The 17,946-nt window shown below is 57.3% G+C and carries 12 protein-coding genes, 1 other RNA gene and 1 pseudogene; 8 read left to right on the top strand and 6 right to left on the bottom strand.

Annotated elements, in window-relative coordinates:
* Positions 1-16 precede the first annotated feature (16 nt).
* On the top strand, positions 17-142 hold the full coding sequence (locus QZ862_RS02290) for a hypothetical protein (RefSeq protein WP_296014042.1): 126 nt from the start codon (positions 17-19) through the stop codon (positions 140-142).
* On the opposite strand, the gene QZ862_RS02285 is transcribed toward QZ862_RS02290, so the two are convergent.
* Positions 139-978, bottom strand: a complete 840-nt coding sequence (locus tag QZ862_RS02285; protein ID WP_296097613.1) for a glycosyltransferase family 25 protein — start codon at positions 976-978, stop codon at positions 139-141. The two genes, QZ862_RS02290 and QZ862_RS02285, sit on opposite strands and share 4 nt — an antisense overlap.
* Positions 979-1,094: 116 nt before the next feature.
* Positions 1,095-3,566 (bottom strand): UvrD-helicase domain-containing protein, encoded by a 2,472-nt coding sequence (locus tag QZ862_RS02280; RefSeq protein ID WP_296097239.1) that lies wholly within the window; start codon positions 3,564-3,566, stop codon positions 1,095-1,097.
* A gap of 350 nt (positions 3,567-3,916) precedes the next feature.
* Here QZ862_RS02280 and QZ862_RS02275 point away from each other — a divergent pair, with 350 nt between their 5' ends.
* From QZ862_RS02275 to QZ862_RS02260, 4 genes are all read left to right on the top strand, one after another.
* Positions 3,917-5,065 carry an efflux RND transporter periplasmic adaptor subunit gene (locus QZ862_RS02275; protein ID WP_296039577.1) on the top strand — a complete coding sequence of 383 codons (1,149 nt, stop codon included), beginning with the start codon at positions 3,917-3,919 and terminating at the stop codon, positions 5,063-5,065.
* Entirely contained in the window at positions 5,062-8,226 is a 3,165-nt protein-coding gene (locus tag QZ862_RS02270) for an efflux RND transporter permease subunit (protein WP_296097237.1), read from the top strand. Before QZ862_RS02275 ends, QZ862_RS02270 begins: the two co-directional genes overlap by 4 nt.
* 121 nt (positions 8,227-8,347) lie before the next feature.
* The gene (locus QZ862_RS02265; RefSeq protein ID WP_296097235.1) at positions 8,348-9,757 is read left to right on the top strand and encodes an FAD-linked oxidase C-terminal domain-containing protein; all 1,410 of its coding nucleotides are present in this window, start codon (positions 8,348-8,350) and stop codon (positions 9,755-9,757) included.
* An 86-nt stretch (positions 9,758-9,843) separates the two neighbouring features.
* The gene (locus tag QZ862_RS02260; RefSeq protein WP_296097232.1) at positions 9,844-13,533 is read left to right on the top strand and encodes an AsmA family protein; all 3,690 of its coding nucleotides are present in this window, start codon (positions 9,844-9,846) and stop codon (positions 13,531-13,533) included.
* Positions 13,534-13,648: 115 nt separating this feature from the next.
* On the opposite strand, the gene QZ862_RS02255 is transcribed toward QZ862_RS02260, so the two are convergent.
* The 4 genes from QZ862_RS02255 to ssrA form a co-directional block, all read right to left on the bottom strand.
* Positions 13,649-13,861 carry a ribbon-helix-helix domain-containing protein gene (locus tag QZ862_RS02255; RefSeq protein WP_296097611.1) on the bottom strand — a complete coding sequence of 71 codons (213 nt, stop codon included), beginning with the start codon at positions 13,859-13,861 and terminating at the stop codon, positions 13,649-13,651.
* A gap of 490 nt (positions 13,862-14,351) precedes the next feature.
* Positions 14,352-14,549 (bottom strand): DUF4169 family protein, encoded by a 198-nt coding sequence (locus QZ862_RS02250; protein WP_296097230.1) that lies wholly within the window; start codon positions 14,547-14,549, stop codon positions 14,352-14,354.
* Between the two features lie 57 nt (positions 14,550-14,606).
* Positions 14,607-15,116 (bottom strand): SspB family protein, encoded by a 510-nt coding sequence (locus QZ862_RS02245; protein ID WP_296097228.1) that lies wholly within the window; start codon positions 15,114-15,116, stop codon positions 14,607-14,609.
* 189 nt (positions 15,117-15,305) lie between these two features.
* Positions 15,306-15,678, bottom strand: a transfer-messenger RNA (tmRNA) gene (ssrA, locus tag QZ862_RS02240).
* A gap of 134 nt (positions 15,679-15,812) precedes the next feature.
* On the opposite strand from ssrA, the gene QZ862_RS02235 reads away from it, so the two are divergent.
* The 3 genes and pseudogenes from QZ862_RS02235 (at position 15,813) to thyA (ending at position 17,945) form a co-directional block, all read left to right on the top strand.
* A complete protein-coding gene (locus QZ862_RS02235; RefSeq protein ID WP_296097227.1) occupies positions 15,813-16,121 on the top strand; it encodes a DUF2853 family protein in 309 nt (102 codons plus the stop codon).
* A 95-nt stretch (positions 16,122-16,216) separates the two neighbouring features.
* A pseudogene (locus tag QZ862_RS02230) lies at positions 16,217-16,738 on the top strand (thymidylate synthase); the annotation flags it as partial.
* A gap of 286 nt (positions 16,739-17,024) precedes the next feature.
* On the top strand, positions 17,025-17,945 hold the full coding sequence (gene thyA / locus QZ862_RS02225; protein WP_296097226.1) for a thymidylate synthase: 921 nt from the start codon (positions 17,025-17,027) through the stop codon (positions 17,943-17,945).
* Position 17,946: the final 1 nt, after the last annotated feature.

Below are 17,946 nucleotides of genomic sequence, written 5' to 3'. Positions count from 1 at the left end.
GATCGGTTGTCTGCGCATGAAGAAAACCACACGCAAACCACTGAACCGGATGACTGTCTTCGTCATCTCCATCTTCGTTCTGGCCGTCATCATTGCCGCCGTTTACCTGATCGGTTTTACGCCAGGTGAGACGACGGCTTAAGACGTGCGCTGTTCCGCTGGAAGCATCACGGGCTGAACGGGTCGCTGGGCCACACTACGCGAAAAGAAGCCAATTGTTTTAACCTGTAGCAGCCTGAAGCCGCGGCACAGGAACCGCGCTATTTCCAAATAGGCGCGATAGGGAAGCACGGTGAGATAACGCCAGCCCGGCAGTCGATAGCTGCGGACGTTATCCTGGATCTGGCTCCGGGCATCGGCATGTTGGGTGGCGCAGACCGGGTAGATAAACGCAGCTTTCAGCCCGGCAAGATATTCGGTGTCGAACGCGATGTCATACGCAAGTCTCATCGGCACGAGATCGGTCGAAATCCATTGGGCCGCTCGACGATTGATGACATATGCGCCAGCGCCCTTTTCGCGGGTCATGGCGATGGCGAGCGCTCTTTGAGCTGTGAGCTTTTGAAACGGATATTTTCGGCCCGAATTGACCGTCGACAATCGCAGTATATCCCAGGATCCGCTCTTCTCGACGGCGGCTTCGACAGCCTCCAGAAAGTCGTCGTGGAAAATGACGTCGTCTTCGAGGATGAGAGCAAAGTTCGCCCCACTGCGTAAAAGTCTGCGGGCGCACTCTACGTGGCTAAGATAGCAGCCGACTTCCGGCGGGCAAGTGCGGCGGCCATGGAGCAGCTTGTAAGAGATTTCACTGAACTGCGGAATGGGGAAGGTCAACGCCCTGCCATCGACCGCCTCGATGCGTTCGGCAGTCAGGCCGATCGCACTCAGTCTTTCAGACATGCCCAACCTGCGCTCATGCGCATCCGCCATGTTGATGAGATAAACAGCAAGTATTTTTTTAGGTTTTTTCGAATAAATGCAATTTATCCTCAGAGGAAATTACTAGGTAATGACAATTGTTATTACCTAGAATCACTCGCAGAGGAAGGAGCGGATCATGAGGTTCCGGAGAATTACGACCTGAATATTTGATGTCAGGCTTTTTCCACGAAACCGTCTAGAACACGTTTTTGGCCGGCACGGTCAAAATCGATTGTCAGTTTGTTACCTTCGACGGTCGCGACGTTGCCATTGCCGAACTTGATGTGGAAGACACGATCTCCGACAGCAAATTTCGATGGGGCATCCGCGACTGACTTGGCCACCAGCTCGCCTTCAATCGTGCGGGTACGCGGGCCGCTTTCACCGTAACCAATCCGCTCCACCGCATGGCCAGAGCGGGACCCCCAATTGTCGCGTGTGGCATCGGAGCGATTGGCCTGCGCCCGCTTCCAACCCGGAGTTGAGTAGTTGTTGGTAAACGGGTCTGCCTTGTCAAAACGCGACTGGCCGTAGCCGCCGCGGCCACCATAGCCGCCATAATTGCTCTCCGATGCCGTGACCTCGACATGCGATGGGGGCAGTTCGTCCAGGAAGCGGGAGGGCAGGGTTGATTGCCAAAGGCCATGAATGCGGCGGTTGGAGACGAACCAGATGTGGCAGCGTCGCTTGGCGCGGGTGATGCCCACATAGGCAAGTCGCCGCTCTTCTTCCAGGCCGGAACGGCCACCTTCATCCAAAGAGCGCTGATGCGGAAACAGGCCTTCTTCCCATCCCGGCAGAAAGACCGTCTCGAATTCGAGACCTTTGGCAGAGTGCAGTGTCATGATCGAGACGGCGTCGAGGTCTTCGTTTTGTTCGGCATCCATGACGAGCGCTACGTGCTCAAGAAAGCCACGCATGCTCTCGAAGGATTCCATCGAGCGGATAAGTTCCTTAAGGTTTTCAAGACGTCCAGGCGCTTCCGCTGTCTTGTCTGCCTGCCACATGGCCGTATAGCCGCTCTCATCGAGGATCTGTTCCGCCAAAACCGTGTGCTCGGTGTTTTCAAGAAGACCTTGCCAGCGGCGCAAATCCTGAACCACATCGAAGAGCGCCTTACGTGCCTTGGGCTTCAACTCATCGGTCTCGATAATATCAGCGGCAGCCGCCAGCATGGGAATATCACGGGCGCGGGCGTAGTCGTGCAGCGTGCGAATGGTCGTGTCACCCAGTCCGCGCTTTGGGGTGTTGACGATACGCTCGAAGGCCAGATCGTCCGCCGGTTGGCAGACGAGACGGAAGTAGGCCATTGCGTCGCGGATTTCCATGCGCTCGTAGAATCGGGGGCCGCCGATGACGCGGTAATTCAAGCCGAGGGTTACGAAGCGATCTTCGAACTCACGCATCTGGAATGAGGCGCGGACCAATATCGCCATGTCGTTCAGATTGTGCTTGGTATTGCGCTGTAACGCCTCAATCTCTTCGCCAACAGCGCGTGCTTCTTCTTCCGAGTCCCATGCTGCATGGACCACGACCTTCTCGTCGTTCGGATCGACACGATCGGTAAAGAGCGTCTTGCCGAGGCGGCCTTCATTGTGAGCGATCAGATGGCCGGCGGCGCCGAGAATATGCTCCGTGGAGCGATAATTGCGCTCCAGCTTGATGACCCTGGCGCCGGGAAAATCCTTGTCGAAGCGCAGGATGTTGTCCACCTCCGCGCCGCGCCAGCCGTAGATGGACTGGTCGTCATCGCCGACGCAACACACGTTCTGAGGCTCTCCTTTGGCGCGCTGTGCCAATAGCCGGAGCCACATATATTGAGCGGTGTTGGTGTCCTGATACTCGTCGACGAGAATGTAGCGAAAACGCTGGTGGTAGTCTTTCAGAATATCGCCATGGCGGCGGAAGATGGTGATCGGGTGCAGAAGAAGATCGCCGAAGTCACAGGCGTTCAGAGTCTTCAGACGCGCCTGATAGGCGGTGTATAGGTCTCGACCCTTTCCGTTGGCGAAAGCGCGACTGTCGCCTTCCGGAATGTCCAGCGGTGTCAGGCCCTTGTTCTTCCAGTTGTCGATCATACCGGCAAACTGCTTGGCAGGCCAGCGTTTGTCATCCAGACCTTCTGCCTGGATGAGCTGCTTGATGAGCCGCACCACGTCATCCGTATCGAGGATGGTGAAGTCCGATTTCAGCCCGACCAGTTCTGCGTGACGACGCAGCAGTTTCACGCCAATGGAGTGGAAGGTGCCGAGCCACGGCATGCCTTCTACCGCGCCGCCGACGAGAACGCCAATACGCTCCTTCATTTCGCGGGCGGCCTTGTTGGTAAAGGTCACGGCGAGGATCTGACTTGGATAGGCGCGGTTGGTTGCCAGAATATGGGCAATACGCGTGGTCAGCACGCGGGTCTTGCCGGTGCCCGCTCCTGCAAGAACCAGCACAGGTCCGTCCAATGTCTCCACCGCATCCCGCTGTTCCGGATTGAGGCCTGAGAGATAATCGGGTGCGGAACGTGCCTGATCGCGTGCAGCCATAGCGCGGGCAGCAATTCCCAGACCGCCAGCAGCCGGCGCGGCAGGTGCCGGGCGGCGCGGCTCGTTTGGTTCTTCGTCGAAGAACGGCATATCGTCGAAACTGTTATTCATGCGGCCCAATGTAGTGATTCGGTATGTAAACGCTAGAACATCGTTCTGCTTTTATTCCCGCATCAACTGCGATCGCGTCCAATCCAAGGCAGAGGCTCCTGCGTTGCAGGTGCGTTTGTGCTGCCGATCAGATGCGTTTTTTCAGGTTTTCCGACCAGCATTACAACTCCTGATACTGCTAGTTGGTCGATTTCAGACTGAATGTCGTCAAATGATCGAGAATTACAATTCAGTAAGAAACGGAATCATGCGTTGCGTTGTTAAGCGGCTGCAAAGATACTGCGATAAATCATTTGCGCGTCGGCACCATGGTGCGACTGCGTTTGCGTTTAAATTACACGGAGAATTGGATGCGGGTTTGGAAGCAGGTTGGTGTCAGTCTGGCGGTCGTCGGAGCCGGCTTCTTTTTGTGGGCCTTCAATTCGTCCACCGGGCGCGACCTTTTGGCAAGCGCGGGCATCGTCACGGCAGAAAATCCAGTTGCACCGACAGCCGCGGATTCTGCGTCGAAACCGTCAGGGCAGAGGGGCGGCGGGCGCAGCAATGCGACGCTTGTCGTGACTGCTCCGGTGAAAACCGCCACCGTGAACGACCGCCTGAACGCTATCGGCAACGGCGAAGCCATCCAGACCGTCATCGTGACACCTCAGGCTTCCGGCCTGGTTTCGGAAATCCTGGTGTCCTCTGGCCAGAAGGTTAAGAAGGGCGACGTTCTGGCCCGGCTCGATGATGACGAGCAGTTGATCGAGCGCGATAAAGCGCAGGTCGCTCTCAGGAGCGCGGTCGAGAAATCCTCATCCTACCGAAATCTCCGGTCTGTGGCGCGCCTCGATGTTCTCGATGCGCAGATTGCCGAGGAGTCCGCCAAGCTTGCCGTCAGCACCGCCGAGCTTAATCTCAAGAGACGCAACATCGTCGCACCCATCGAGGGAATCGCAGGCATCGTCGCTATCAATGTCGGCGATAATGCCACGACGCAGACAAGCGTTGTCAGCATCGACGACCGCTCGAAAATTCTCGTCAATTTCTGGGCACCAGAGCGGTTCGCGACCACGATCAAGGTGGGCATGCCGGTGGAGGCGACCTCGGTTTCGCGTCCGGGTGAAACGTTCACGGGCAAGGTCGAGGCGGTTGATAATCGCGTGGACGAAGCAAGCCGCACCGTGCGGGTGCGTGCGGTTTTCGATAATGCAAGGGACGAATTGCGCGCCGGCATGTCGTTCAGCGTGACGATGCGGTTCGAGGGAGAAAACTATCCATCAGTCGATCCGCTGGCCGTGCAATGGGACGCGGATGGATCGTATGTCTGGCGTGTGAACGATAACAAGTCAAACAAGGTGCGGGTGCAGGTGGTTCAACGCAATCCGGATGCGGTGCTGGTGAAGGCCGATCTCACACCCGACGATGTTATTGTAACGGAAGGCCTTCAGCGGGTGCGCGAAGGTGGGGCTGTGCGCCGTGCGGACGCTGCGAATGCAGCGGAGGTGGCAAGCCGATGAGTGCTGCATCGACCGGACAGACGCCGCCCGCAGGCCAGGATTCGAAGCTGACATTCACCGCGCTCTTCGTCCGTCGGCCTATCCTTGCTGCCGTTATCAATACGCTGATCGTCGTTGCTGGCCTTGCGGCGCTTGTCGGCGTGGAAGTGCGCGAATTGCCGGATGTCGATCGTCCGGTCATATCCGTGCGCACGACCTATGACGGCGCCTCGCCGCAGACGATCGATCAGGAGGTGACGCAGACCATCGAAGGCGCGGTCGCTCGCGTCAGCGGTGTGAAATCCATTTCCTCTGCTTCCCAATTCGGGACCAGCCGCGTGACCTTGGAATTCGGTGACGATATCGATCTTGCCGTTGCGGCGAACGACGTGCGCGACGCAATCGGGCGCGTCACCAATCAGATGCCCGAGGATGCCGATGAGCCGCAGATCATCAAGGCCGATTCCGACAGCCAGCCGATCATGCGTCTGGCCGTCACTTCCTCGACACTAAGCATGGAAGACCTGACGAAGCTCGTGGACGATGAGATCGTCGATCGTCTGGCTGCCGTGGATGGCGTTGCCGATGTGGAATTTTATGGCGATCAGGAAAAGGTCTTTCGGGTCGATCTCGATCAGGCCGCCCTCGCCAGTCGCGGGCTGACGGTGACGGACGTCTCGAATGCGCTGGCAACGGCCGCGCTCGACGTTCCTGCCGGATCGCTGAAGAGCTCGACGCAAGACATCGTGGTTCGCGCGACCGCCAATCTGACAACGCCCGCAGAATTCGAGAACCTTCTGATCAAGGACAAGGTCCGTCTGCGCGATGTGGCGAGCGTTCAGCTTGGCGCGGATGACGAGAACACGTCATTACGCTCCAACGGAGTGCAAGGGGTAGGGCTTGGCGTTATTCGTCAGGCGCAGTCCAACACTCTGAATATTTCGAGCGGCGTGAAGGCGGCTGTCGAAGCAATGACGCCGAACTTGCCAGAGGGCACCAGAATTGTCGTCACCAGTGACGATGCGGTCTTTATCGAAGGCGCGCTTCACGAGGTGGAACTGGCGCTGGGCCTGTCCGCGCTGATCGTTGTCGTGGTTCTCTATCTTTTCCTCAGGGATTGGCGCGCCACGCTCATTCCGGCGATCACCATGCCGGTCGCGTTGATCGGTACGCTGGTTGCGATCTATATGGTCGGTTTCTCCATCAACATCCTGACGTTGCTCGCTATCGTTCTGGCGACGGGTCTTGTGGTGGACGACGCCATCGTGGTGCTTGAAAATATTGTGCGCCGCCGTGCCGAAGGCATGGGGCCGCGGGCGGCAGCCGTGCTCGGTACGCAGGAGGTGTTCTTTGCGGTTCTTGCCACGACGGCAACGCTTGCTGCGGTCTTCATTCCGCTATCTTTCCTGCCCGGCCAGTTGGGCGGCCTATTCCGCGAGTTCGGCTTCGTGCTCGCCTTCGCGGTCGGCCTATCCTCCATCGTGGCGTTGACGCTTTGCCCGATGCTCGCCTCCCGGATGCTGAAAAAGACCGTCGAGCATCAGACTGGACCGCTTGCCTGGTTCGGCAACGTGTTTGCCAGTACCTACAAAAAGACGCTTTCGAGCTGTCTGAACAATCCGCTGATCGTCATTGTCGTATCGCTTGCCTTCGCTGGCGTGTCCTGGATCGCTTTCGGCATGGTACAGAACGAGTTGACGCCGCGCGAAGATCGGTCTTCGATCTTCATGCGCGTTACGGCACCGCAAGGTGTCAGTCTTGAATATACGCGAGACCAGCTGCAGCGTATCGAGGAAAATCTTGCGCCGCTTCGCGAAAGCGGGGAGATCCGCAATATCTACTCGATTACCGGCATGAACGGAGCGACAAATTCCGGCTTCATGGTGCTGACGCTGGCGCCGTGGGCAGATCGCGATCGAACTCAGAACCTGATTGCTCAAGACATCAACGCGGCTGCGCAAAAAGTGCCCGCTCTGCGCGGTACGGCGCAGCAACCGAACAGCTTGCGCATTCGCGGTGCTGGCAACGGGTTGAGCATGGCGATGGTAGGATCCAACTATCCGGCGCTGACAGAAGCGACGCAGAAGTTGCTGTTGTCCATGGAAGAAACCGGTATGTTCGATACGCCGCGTTTTGACAACGAGCCGAACCAGGCTCAGCTTTCGGTGTCCATCGATCGTGAGCGGGCATCCGATCTCGGTATCGATATCACCGGGCTTTCCCGTGCAATGCAGTCTCTGCTCGAAGGCCGCTCTATTGTTGACGTGTTCGTGAACGGTGATGCCATACCGGTACGCCTGCTGGCCTCAACGCGCCCGATCAACGATCCGACTGATCTTGAGAATGTCTTCCTCAAGACCGATGACGGAAAGATCGTGCCGATGTCGGTTATCGCGACTATGAAGGAAAATGCGGTGGCGCCGCAGTTGAATCGCGAACAGCAACTGCCGTCGGTCGGCTTTTCTGCCAACCTGCGCGAGGGTGTTTCCCTTGGCGAGGCGGTCGCGAAGGTCAACGAGCTTGCCGGCCAGATCATGCCATCCGGCGCGCGTTTAATGCCGCTTGGTGAGGCCGCGACATTGCAGGAAAATTCCAGCGGCATGCTGCTGACCTTCGGTTTTGCCATTGCGATCATTTTCCTGGTACTGGCAGCGCAATTCGAAAGCATACTGAGTTCACTCATCATCATGACGACGGTCCCGCTCGGCCTGGCCTGCGCCGTCATCGCGCTGTTGGTCACCGGATCGAGCCTCAATGTCTACAGTCAGATTGGCCTGGTGCTTCTTGTCGGCGTCATGGCGAAGAACGGCATTTTGATCGTGGAGTTCGCCAACCATCTGCGTGACCAGGGGGCGAGTGTGCGTGAAGCCATTGAGAAGTCCTGCAGCATCCGTTTGCGCCCGGTGATGATGACAATGATCGCCACCATTCTCGGCGGCGTGCCGCTTGTGTTGGCGCAGGGTGCGGGTGCTGAGGCCCGTATCGCGCTTGGCTGGGTGATTGTCGGCGGTCTCGGTTTCGCGACGCTGGTGACGCTCTACATTACGCCGGTTTCCTACCTGCTGATTGCGCGCTTCGCCAAGCCGCAGGCCGATGAGGAAATCCGTCTTCACCGCGAGTTGGATACGGCCATTCGTCGTCGCGCTTTGGAAGAAGACAAACCGCTTCTCGCGGCGGAATAATTTGGAGTCCAACACTGAAGCAAGGTAAAGCCTGCGCTGGACAAAGTGAAAGCCTTGTCACATACCACACCATGACCCGCGCGCGGCGCGGGTCGAAATTTGCAGTGTGGTGGAGCATGTCATGGCTTTGAAAGATGTCGTATCGGGAACGCGAAACGAGGCTGGAATTGCCGCTGTTCTAACCGTGCTGAAGCACGATCTCGGCGATAAATTCCAGACGGGCCAATCCTTTCGCGAGCAGCATTCCCACACCACGACGTACCTGACGACCCAGCTTCCCGATGGCGTGGCCTTCGTTGAAAGTGCAGATGATGTGAAAGCGGTGGTCAAGGCCTGTGCGGAGCATAAGGTCCCGGTCATCCCTTTCGGTACGGGCTCATCGTTGGAGGGTCAAGTCAATGCGCCCTCGGGCGGCATCTCCATCGATTTCAGCCGGATGAACCGCATCACAGAGTTGAACGCCGAGGATCTTGACGTAACCGTCGAGCCGGGCGTCAACCGCGAGCAATTGAATACGTATCTGCGCGATACGGGTCTGTTCTTCCCGATCGATCCCGGCGCGAACGCTTCCATCGGAGGCATGGCATCCACCCGTGCATCCGGAACCAATGCGGTGCGTTACGGGACGATGAAGGATAATGTTCTGGCTGTGACCGCTGTCACCGCCAAGGGTGAGGAAATCCGCACTGGCAGGCGTGCGCGTAAATCGTCCGCCGGTTATGATCTGACGCGGCTTTTCGTCGGCGCCGAAGGAACGCTCGGCGTCCTTACCTCTGTTACCCTTCGTTTGCAGGGAATTCCCGAAAAAATTGCCGGAGGTGTCTGCAGCTTCGAGACAATCAAGGCCGCCTGCGACGCGGTGATCATGACGATCCAGATGGGGATACCAGTGGCCCGGATCGAGCTTCTGGACGAGGTACAGATCCGCGCCTGCAATGCCTATTCCGGTCTTGGCTATGAGGAGAAGCCGACGCTCTTCGTCGAGTTTCATGGCACGGAAGAAACGACCGCTTTGCAATCGCAGCAATTTGCCGAAATCGTTGGCGAGTTCGGCAGCACAGATTTTAACTGGACGGGCGACGCGCAGCAGCGCAACGCGCTGTGGAAAGCGCGCCATGATGCCTATTGGGCATCCCGCGCGCTCGCACCACATCTCGATGGACTTTCCACCGATGTCTGCGTGCCCATTTCCCGCCTTGCCGATTGCGTTGTGGAAACGCAGCACGATATTAGGGAAAATGATATGTTGGCGCCGATCGTCGGTCATGCAGGTGATGGGAACTTCCATGTTCTCGTGCTTTTTGACGGAAAAGATCCGGAGAGCGTGGTAAAGACCGAAGCTTTCGTCGCACGTCTCAACCGCCGTGCACTTTCGATGGATGGCACCTGCACCGGTGAACACGGGGTAGGGCAGGGGAAGATGAGCTTTCTCGAGGAAGAGGCTGGTGCCGCGCTCGATATGATGCGCACCATCAAGCGTTCGCTTGATCCGGATAATATTTTTAATCCGGGCAAGCTTTTCCGGCTTTGAACTGGTTAGAACCATCAACCAATTGATGCTTGCCCTGAGGCGAAAAAACGCTAGTTTTCAGCGGTGATTATGGGAGACGACGGGTCGTGCTCGGACGCATACTGGTTTTTCTGGGCGGACTGCTGGTCGTGGCGCTTTTTGCGGCGCTTTTGATTCCGTATTTTATCGATTGGACGGACTTCCGTCGCGACTTCGAAGATCAAGCAAGCCGCATCTTGGGCAAGAAAGTCGTGGTTCACGGACCAGTCGAGGCCCGGCTTCTGCCGTTTCCATCCGTGACTTTGCACGATGTACGGGCAGGCACCGATGCCGATGGCTCGCCGCTCATTCAGGTGGCGCGCTTTTCCATGGATGCCGAGCTTGCGCCGTTTCTTTCCGGGGAAGCACGTATCTTCGATATGCGCATCGAAGAGCCGAAAGCGAAAATTCGTCTGCTGAAGGATGGAACGCTGGACTGGATGCGTGGAGGTCGCGCCGAGATCCCAGCCCGTACAGTGGTGCTGGAAAGCGTCAATATCGAAGACGGGCAGATTGAGTTCATCGACGAGCAATCCGGGCGCAACCGCACCATCACCGGGCTGGACGCCGCCATGTCAGCGAAGTCTCTTGCGGGACCCTGGCGTGCGGATGGGCGTGCAGCTATCGACGGGCACGCCGGTTCGTTTTCGCTCACAAGCGGCGAGCCCGATCCGACGGTCGGTCGGATGGGACTTCGTTTGCGGCTGCAGCCGGATGAGTATCCGGTCGAAATCGATCTCGATGGCGGTATCGGCGCGACGGCTGGTCGTCCAGTCTATAGCGGCTCCTTCGCCTTTAATTTTAGGCGCGACGATAAGCAGCAGAAGCAGGATCAATCGATCTTTTCTGCGCCACGCACGCGCGGCAGCTTCGAGCTGACAAACGGACGTTTGCGGGTTCCAAGCTACCGTATGGAACTGGGGTCCACCGATAATCCCTATATCGTCACCGGCGAGGCAACGCTGGATACCGGGGCGGCGCCTGAGTTTCTGCTGACTGCCGACGGTCAGCAGATCGACTTCAATCGTTTCACGCCAGCGCCAGCGTCTTCCAGTGGCAAGACATCGCGGGTTCCGACCGTGTCGGTGCGCCAGCGGATCGAGGCATTTGCGGATCTGATTGCGCGCATTCCGGTGCCGCAGGTGCCGGGCAAAGCAAGCATCAGTCTGCCCGCGCTGGTTTCCGACGACACCACGATCCGCGATATCCGCCTCGATGTTCGACCGGACGGATCGGGTTGGCAGGTGGTCAATGCCGTTGCCGTGCTACCGGGCCGCACCCAGTTCGAGGCAAAGGGTTCGCTGACGCTGACAGGCGGGCCTGCTTTCAACGGCGATCTACTTGTCGCCTCCAACCAGCCTTCCGGACTTGCGAACTGGTTGACGGGTAGTGTCGATCCGGCAATCCGGCAACTTAATGCCGCCGGGTTCTCATCCAAGGTGTCGCTGACCACCAAGGCGCAGCGCTTCGACAACCTCGAACTCGCCATTGGTCAGGCGTCTTTGCGCGGTAGTCTTTTACGCCAGGCGATGGACAAAGGATCGAGCATCGATATCGATCTGGCCGGTGACGAGATCGATCTAGACGCCTTGAAGGCCCTTGGAAGCCTGGTGCTTGGCGATCAGAACGGCTCGTCGGTCTTCGATCATCGCATCACTGCGAAGTTCAAGGCTGATCGTTTCAATATGGCGGGCGTAACCGCCAATAAGGTGGAGACCGCCTTCACGGTATCAGAGGGCGTTCTCTCGCTCGAGACGATGACGGCAGGTGATATTGCCGGTGCCGAGGTTCACGCCAAGGGTGAGCTGAAGGGCTCGCTGCTCAAATATGGTGGCAAGGGCACGGTCAATCTGCGCGCCGCCGATGCGCAGCCGGTTCTTGAACTCGTTGCACGCAAGCTCCCGCACCATCCTTTGCTGGATCGTCTGGTCAGAAGTGCTGCCTGGTACGCCAATTCCGATGTTACGGTTGATCTATCCGTCGATAGCAATAGTGGCGGCGCAAACGCTGCCGTTTCCGGCACCATCAATGGCAGCCGGCTCTCAGCGGTTGCCAAGCTGCCCGATTTCTTCTCCATTACCGACGATACTGCCCTGACGCTCGAAGCGGTCCTCAAGAACCAGTCGACTGCCATTCTGTTTGGCCAAGCGGGGCTCGATCCGTTACCCTTCGATGCCGATGGCGAAGGCCTGCTATCGGTTAAGCTCAACGGAAGCGTCGGCGCTGCAATGCAGACCGATTTCCGCTTTTCAACCGAGCGTACTCACTTCACCGCCGCAGGCAGCTTCTCGCTGGCGCCTGGAAGCTTCGGCGAAGGCAGTGCCGATGTGGCGCTCGAAAGCGCCGATATCGAACCCTATCTCATCATGAATGCCGTGGGGCTGCCGCAACTGGGCGGCGGCATGTCGACCAAGCTCAATGCCAAGCTTGCCGTCGACAAGGACAAGGCGAATTTCACAAATCTGGCCGGTCAGGCAGGCGGTAACGCTTTCTCCGGCAATGTCGCGATATCAAGAGCAGCCCCCTACAGATTGATGGGCGATATCTCACTTGCCAGCGTCGATATGGACTGGCTGGGTGACGCCATGTACGGGCCGGTTATCGATCCGGAAAATGGCGGCCTGAATGCCAAGCCGGTCGCACTTCCCGCATTCCCGAAAGTGGAGGCGGCGTTGGCGGTCAAGGCGGCGAAGTTCGCGGCAGGACCTTTCGGCACGGTTTCGGGCTCTTCGTTTAATCTGACCCACGCCAACGGCACGTTATCGCTCGATAATATGTCCGGCGACTGGATGGGCGGCAAGGTTTCCGGCAACGTCGCCATGGCGACAGGGGAGGGTGCCGCTATTTTTCGCACCAAGCTTTCCATTGCCGGTGCCAATCCCGAAAGCATCATTTGGAGGAATGCAAACGGTCCTGTGGTGACCGGGCGCTTTGCTGCCGATCTGACAGCGGAAGCCACGGGCAAGAGTGTGCGTGAATTGTTGACCGCGGCCAGTGGTTCTGGCGAGATTCGTACAGACGATCTCGTCTTGCGCGGCCTCAACCCGAATGCCTTCCAGCCTTGGCTTCAGGCAGCGTCCGGGCTTCAGGGCGACATTGATGCGGCAAAGGTTCGCCCGCTGGTCGATCAGCAGTTATGGCAGGGAGACATTCCGCTCGGGCAGATCTCTATGCCGTTCACCATCTCCGATGGTAGTCTGCGCATGCAAAATGTGACGGCTTCCACCGACAAGCTGTTCATGACAGGCGAGCTTTCTCTCAATCTGGCGGACGAAACGCTGACCGGTGGCGTCGCGCTCGATTATAAGCCGGGCATCGAAGAGCTCGCCGGTGCTTCGCCGTCCATTCGCCTCAACTATGTCGGTCCCCTCGCGCAGCCTGCTTTGACGACCGATGTGTCCGGGCTTACCGGCTACCTGTCTCTTCGCGCTTTCGAAAAGGAAAGACGGCGCGTCGAGGCGCTACAGGCAAGCGTTCTGGAAAAGCAGCGTCTGAGACGCGAGGTTGCGCTGTATCGCTTTCAGGCCGCAGAGCGAGAGGCCGCCAAGGAGCGTGCGCAGGCAGAGGACAGAGCCAGGAAGGCGGAGGAAGAACGCCTGCGCAACATGGCACAGGAGCGTCTGCAGGCGGAGAAAGAACAGCAGGAGCGCTTGCAGCGTCAACAGCAAGACCAGCAGTCCGCGCCGACCCTGACGGTTCCGCCGACGCAGGACGTGATCAGGCAATTTTCCAATCCACCGAAGGACTCGCCGCCCTGACCTCGGCTTGTATGGCGCGCAGGTTGTGGTGACGAGAAACATGTTTGCGGGAATGGCGTTCCGCATGTCAGCAGGATCGGAGATCGCAGGATGCTTCGACCTTGATCGGGTTTTGCTATGGCTGGGCTTTGAGCCAAGTCAGGACGTAGACCCGCAGAGCCGACGACAGATTGCTGCTTTCCGATCTGTTGTCATCAATCTCAGCCAGCAGCGCCGCAAAGCTCATTTTTCGCTTTTCTGCGATGGCACGCAACTCATCCCAGAATGCATCTTCCAGAGAAATGCTGGTGCGGTGACCATGAAGAGTCGTGGAGTGCTTGCGTATCAAGGTCGCTGCTTTCCAAACTGGTTCAAGAGGATTGCAATCTGATTCACTGTCTGCCTGCAAGTCCATGAAATGTATAGGAGCTTGCGTTCGATAACGCCGCTATCCGGCGTGGGTTCCACGGCTTTTGGCGCGCGTTGGCATAGGCCCAAAAATCGTAACCGATTTTGGGACAGCACGATGCGCAGATTAAAGAAGATACAGCGTTCTCTGTGAGTCGCATGAGGATGACGCTCTAGTGCCGCTCTGCCCGATATCGACACAGCGATCGGAAAGCCAGCGAGAGCTGGGCGGTGGTCCGACTGGCGCATCGACAGAGTGAATGGAGGACGGATGCAGTTTTTTAACCGGCGGTTGGCGGTGCGCTCAAATATGAAGATGGGGGAGCGCAAGATGAGACCGTGGTACCGGGCTCTGCCTTGAAGGCGTGTCGCGATCTTTCAGGTCAGCCGCTTCCGCTAGAGGCTTTCGTTGTCAAAGAAACGAAAAAGTTCTACTCGGCGTCGCCGTCGTTTTTCTCAAGCTTGCCCTGATCGAACTGACGATCCGACTTGCTCTTAAGCGCGTCAGTCAGGGACTTTTCGGCTTTTGTTCGGCCAAATGACAGGCGGTTTTGCTCCGCCTGTTTTTCCTTTTCGGAGCGTGTCTTCTGCTTGCGAAACTGGCGAAGGTTGACGACGTCGCCGGTCATGCAGTGCTCCCAGTGATCACGGTATTGCTTACGGCGCTTATGCGGGCGCCTAACACTTTACTTGTTCTTACGGAATGCATCGAGCGAGACGACCGAACCGGCCTTCTTATCCTCATCTACCTTCTTTTCTTCCGATACTTGCGGCTTGCCCTCTGCAGGAACCGGGTATGCGGTGATCTCTGCTTCCTGAACCTCTTCCTCTTCCGCCATCGGCACGTCGAATTCGAGTTCGAAGTTGACCGACGGATCGTAGAACCCGCGAATTGCGTTGAAAGGGATCACCAGCTTTTCAGGCGTGTCGGAAAAAGACAGGCCAATCTCGAAAAGGGTCTCGGTGACCTTCAGATCCCAGAACTGGTGCTGGATGACGATTGTCATCTGCTCGGCATATTTCGCTTTGAGGTGTTGCGAAATGCGAACGCCCGGCGCGCCGGTCAGGAAGGTGATGAAGAAGTGGTGATCGCCCGGCAACCGGCCGGTGGCCGCAACCTCGCTCAGAACCTTGCGGATAACGCCGCGAAGGGCATCCTGTGCGAGAATGTCGTAACGGATATGATCCTGCCCCATACGGTCCTGTCTTTCCTTATTCGAACGTCTTTTACCTAAGTATACGCAATGTCTTAATGCGCAGCAATGAAAAAGCCTTTGCCGCTTCCAGCATGTTCTACTCATCAACCGCGGCAAATATACGCGCAGTGACGTAAGGCTGAAAGCGAGTCAGACGCACCCTATAACGAATTTCAAAAGAGGAGAGAAGGTGGAGGTTTCTGTTGCCAGGTACCTCCGAACCCCGCCTTACGGGGCTAACCGTAAGGACTTAGAGCGGAATTCCCGCACCGCCATTAGGCAGCGAGAGCGTATTCCTTAGCGTTGTTGTCATTTGCAACTACACTTGTGACCCGATAACGGCGGTATCATGCCGAGCAAAAGTTCGATCTTTACGCCCTTGTCGATCCTATTTCGCCCCCATCAAAAGCCGGCCTTATCGCAAGAAGCCGCCGGTTTTTGGTGGAGGCGCCGGGTACCGCCCCCGGGTCCAATAGGTTTATTCCATCGACCGTTTATCGCCATAGCCGGATTTGCATCCGGCAGAGGTCATATAGGCATTTCTTCGCTGTTAGAAAAGAGGCCTTGTGACATTTCGATAAAGGAACGAACCACGTTTGGTTGCATGAGATTCTTGACGCGGTTGCGGGGTTGGAACATGTTCTTCTTGAAGCGGACGTAGATACGATCCGGCCGCTCAACATGGAGGATAAGGACATGACGGACTATCTTGCAGATGTGAAGACATACGATCCCAATGCCGATGAAGCCGTGGTGAACAAGATCGTCAAATATTTGGGTATCGCGCTTCGCAATCGCGACTCGGCGCTGGTGTCGTCATCTGACCCGCAGGAGCTTGCGAGAGTGAGGAGTGGATGGTGCGCCAAGAAGCTCGGTGTGGATGGCGCTGAAGCTGACGCCGCGATTGCGGCGACCGCGAAGGAGATGGCGGCCGACCGCAGCAAATCGCGCGTGACCTTCTATTACCTCGTGGCCAAGCATCTGGACAAGCTTGAGACCGTCTGACGTACAAAGCTGTTGGGGATTTAATTCCTCAGTCGATTGGTTCCGCTGCCGGGAAGGGGTATAACAAACCCATAGAGACTCGGTGGCGGAACGACATGAAGCAATATCTCGATCTTCTCAGGCATGTGATGGAAACGGGAAGCGATCGCGGCGATCGTACCGGGACGGGCACGCGTTCCGTCTTCGGCTATCAGATGCGTTTCGATCTCTCCGAAGGCTTTCCGGTGCTGACCACCAAGAAGCTGCATCTACGCTCGATCATCCATGAGTTGCTGTGGTTTCTGAAGGGCGATACGAACATCGCTTATCTCAAGGAAAACGGTGTTACCATCTGGGACGAGTGGGCCGATGAAAAGGGCGATCTGGGTCCTGTATACGGGGCGCAGTGGCGCTCATGGCCCGCACCGGATGGTCGTCACATCGACCAGATTCAGCTTTTGATCGAGGGCCTGAAGACCAACCCCAATTCGCGTCGGCATATCGTTTCGGCCTGGAACCCTGCGCTGGTCGACGAAATGGCGCTTCCGCCCTGCCACTGCCTGTTCCAGTTCTATGTTTCGGATGGCAAACTCTCCTGCCAGCTTTACCAACGCTCCGCCGATATTTTTCTCGGAGTGGCATTCTATGCCGGTGGGGAGTTGGTATCTTCGATCGCAAGTGACTGTTATTTAACGGTTCACTGATGGCCTTGCTTGCGTACCGGTACAGTAGGCTTGGTTCGTCACTGCTCGTGTTGCTCTTGGAGCGCTTTGCTTTGTTCTTGATCGATTAGCCGCTCATAGAAATTGACGGCCGCAGGCTCCGTTACCGCCTCAGGTTACACTCGCAAAAGTTTTGCAACTTTAGACGCCTTGCAGCCGCCCGCTGCGGACGCCACCATCGCACGCAACTCAGGAAAGACTCATGGCCCGTCATCAAGAATACCAGTATCTGGACCTCGTCGAGCATGTCTTAAAAAATGGCGACCGGCGTGTCGACCGGACAGGCGTTGGCACACTCGCGTCGTTTGGCGCTATGATGCGGTTCGATATGAGCGATGGGACATTCCCCGTTTACACTACCAAGCGCGTATACTGGAAAACGGCCGTCAAAGAGATGCTGTGGTTTCTGACGGGTCAGACCAACATACGCTCTTTGCTTGAAGACAACGTTCGGATCTGGACCGATTGGCCGCTCGACAAGTACAAGAAGGCGACCGGGACGGATATCAGTCAGGAAGAGTTTGAAGCTCGCATACTTGCCGACAGCGACTTTGCTCTACGGTGGGGTGACCTCGGCCCGGTATACGGCAAGCAATGGCGACGTTGGGTGGGGCCGGATGGCGAGGAGTACGACCAGATTGCATCCGTCATCAGCACACTGCGCTCGAATCCGGCAAGTCGGCGAATGCTCTTTCACGCTTGGAACGTGGCCGACCTGGACAAAATGGCTCTAAATCCCTGCCACAATTTTTATCAGTTTTTCGCAAGCGGAATTAGTGAAAAAGATGGCGGTGCGCCGAAGCTTTCATTGATGACTGGCACCAGGAGCAATGATCTCGGTCTCGGAAATCCCTTCAACGTATGTCAGCAGGCCGCTCTGCTAGCGATGGTGGCGCAGCAGGTCGATATGGTTCCACATGAGCTGATTTGGGTAGGAGGAGATGTCCACCTCTATCTGAACCATATCGAACTCGCAGAGACCATCCTTCAACGAGAGCCTAGACCTTTCCCGAAACTGAGACTGCTTCGACGGCCGGAGAGTATCGACGAATATCGTATCGATGACTTCGAGGTTACAGGCTACGACCCCCATCCTCCAATCGAGGCTCCGGTGGCGGTCTGAG

It is taken from the genome of uncultured Agrobacterium sp. (genome assembly GCA_913777615.1).
Lineage (GTDB): Bacteria > Pseudomonadota > Alphaproteobacteria > Rhizobiales > Rhizobiaceae > Agrobacterium.
Note: the sequence above shows the minus strand (reverse complement) of the source record. Positions and strands in the feature narration are given on the sequence as shown.

Excerpts from the sequence above, each read along its gene's own strand:
- QZ862_RS02275 (WP_296039577.1), top strand. The coding sequence starts at position 3,917 with ATGCGGGTTTGGAAGCAGGTTGGTGTCAGTCTGGCGGTCGTCGGAGCC.
- QZ862_RS02265 (WP_296097235.1), top strand. The coding sequence starts at position 8,348 with ATGGCTTTGAAAGATGTCGTATCGGGAACGCGAAACGAGGCTGGAATT.
- QZ862_RS02280 (WP_296097239.1), bottom strand. The coding sequence starts at position 3,566 with ATGAATAACAGTTTCGACGATATGCCGTTCTTCGACGAAGAACCAAAC.
- QZ862_RS02270 (WP_296097237.1), top strand. The coding sequence starts at position 5,062 with ATGAGTGCTGCATCGACCGGACAGACGCCGCCCGCAGGCCAGGATTCG.
- QZ862_RS02250 (WP_296097230.1), bottom strand. The coding sequence starts at position 14,549 with ATGACCGGCGACGTCGTCAACCTTCGCCAGTTTCGCAAGCAGAAGACA.
- thyA (WP_296097226.1), top strand. The coding sequence starts at position 17,025 with ATGGCCCGTCATCAAGAATACCAGTATCTGGACCTCGTCGAGCATGTC.
- QZ862_RS02290 (WP_296014042.1), top strand. The coding sequence starts at position 17 with ATGAAGAAAACCACACGCAAACCACTGAACCGGATGACTGTCTTCGTC.
- QZ862_RS02245 (WP_296097228.1), bottom strand. The coding sequence starts at position 15,116 with ATGGGGCAGGATCATATCCGTTACGACATTCTCGCACAGGATGCCCTT.
- QZ862_RS02235 (WP_296097227.1), top strand. The coding sequence starts at position 15,813 with ATGACGGACTATCTTGCAGATGTGAAGACATACGATCCCAATGCCGAT.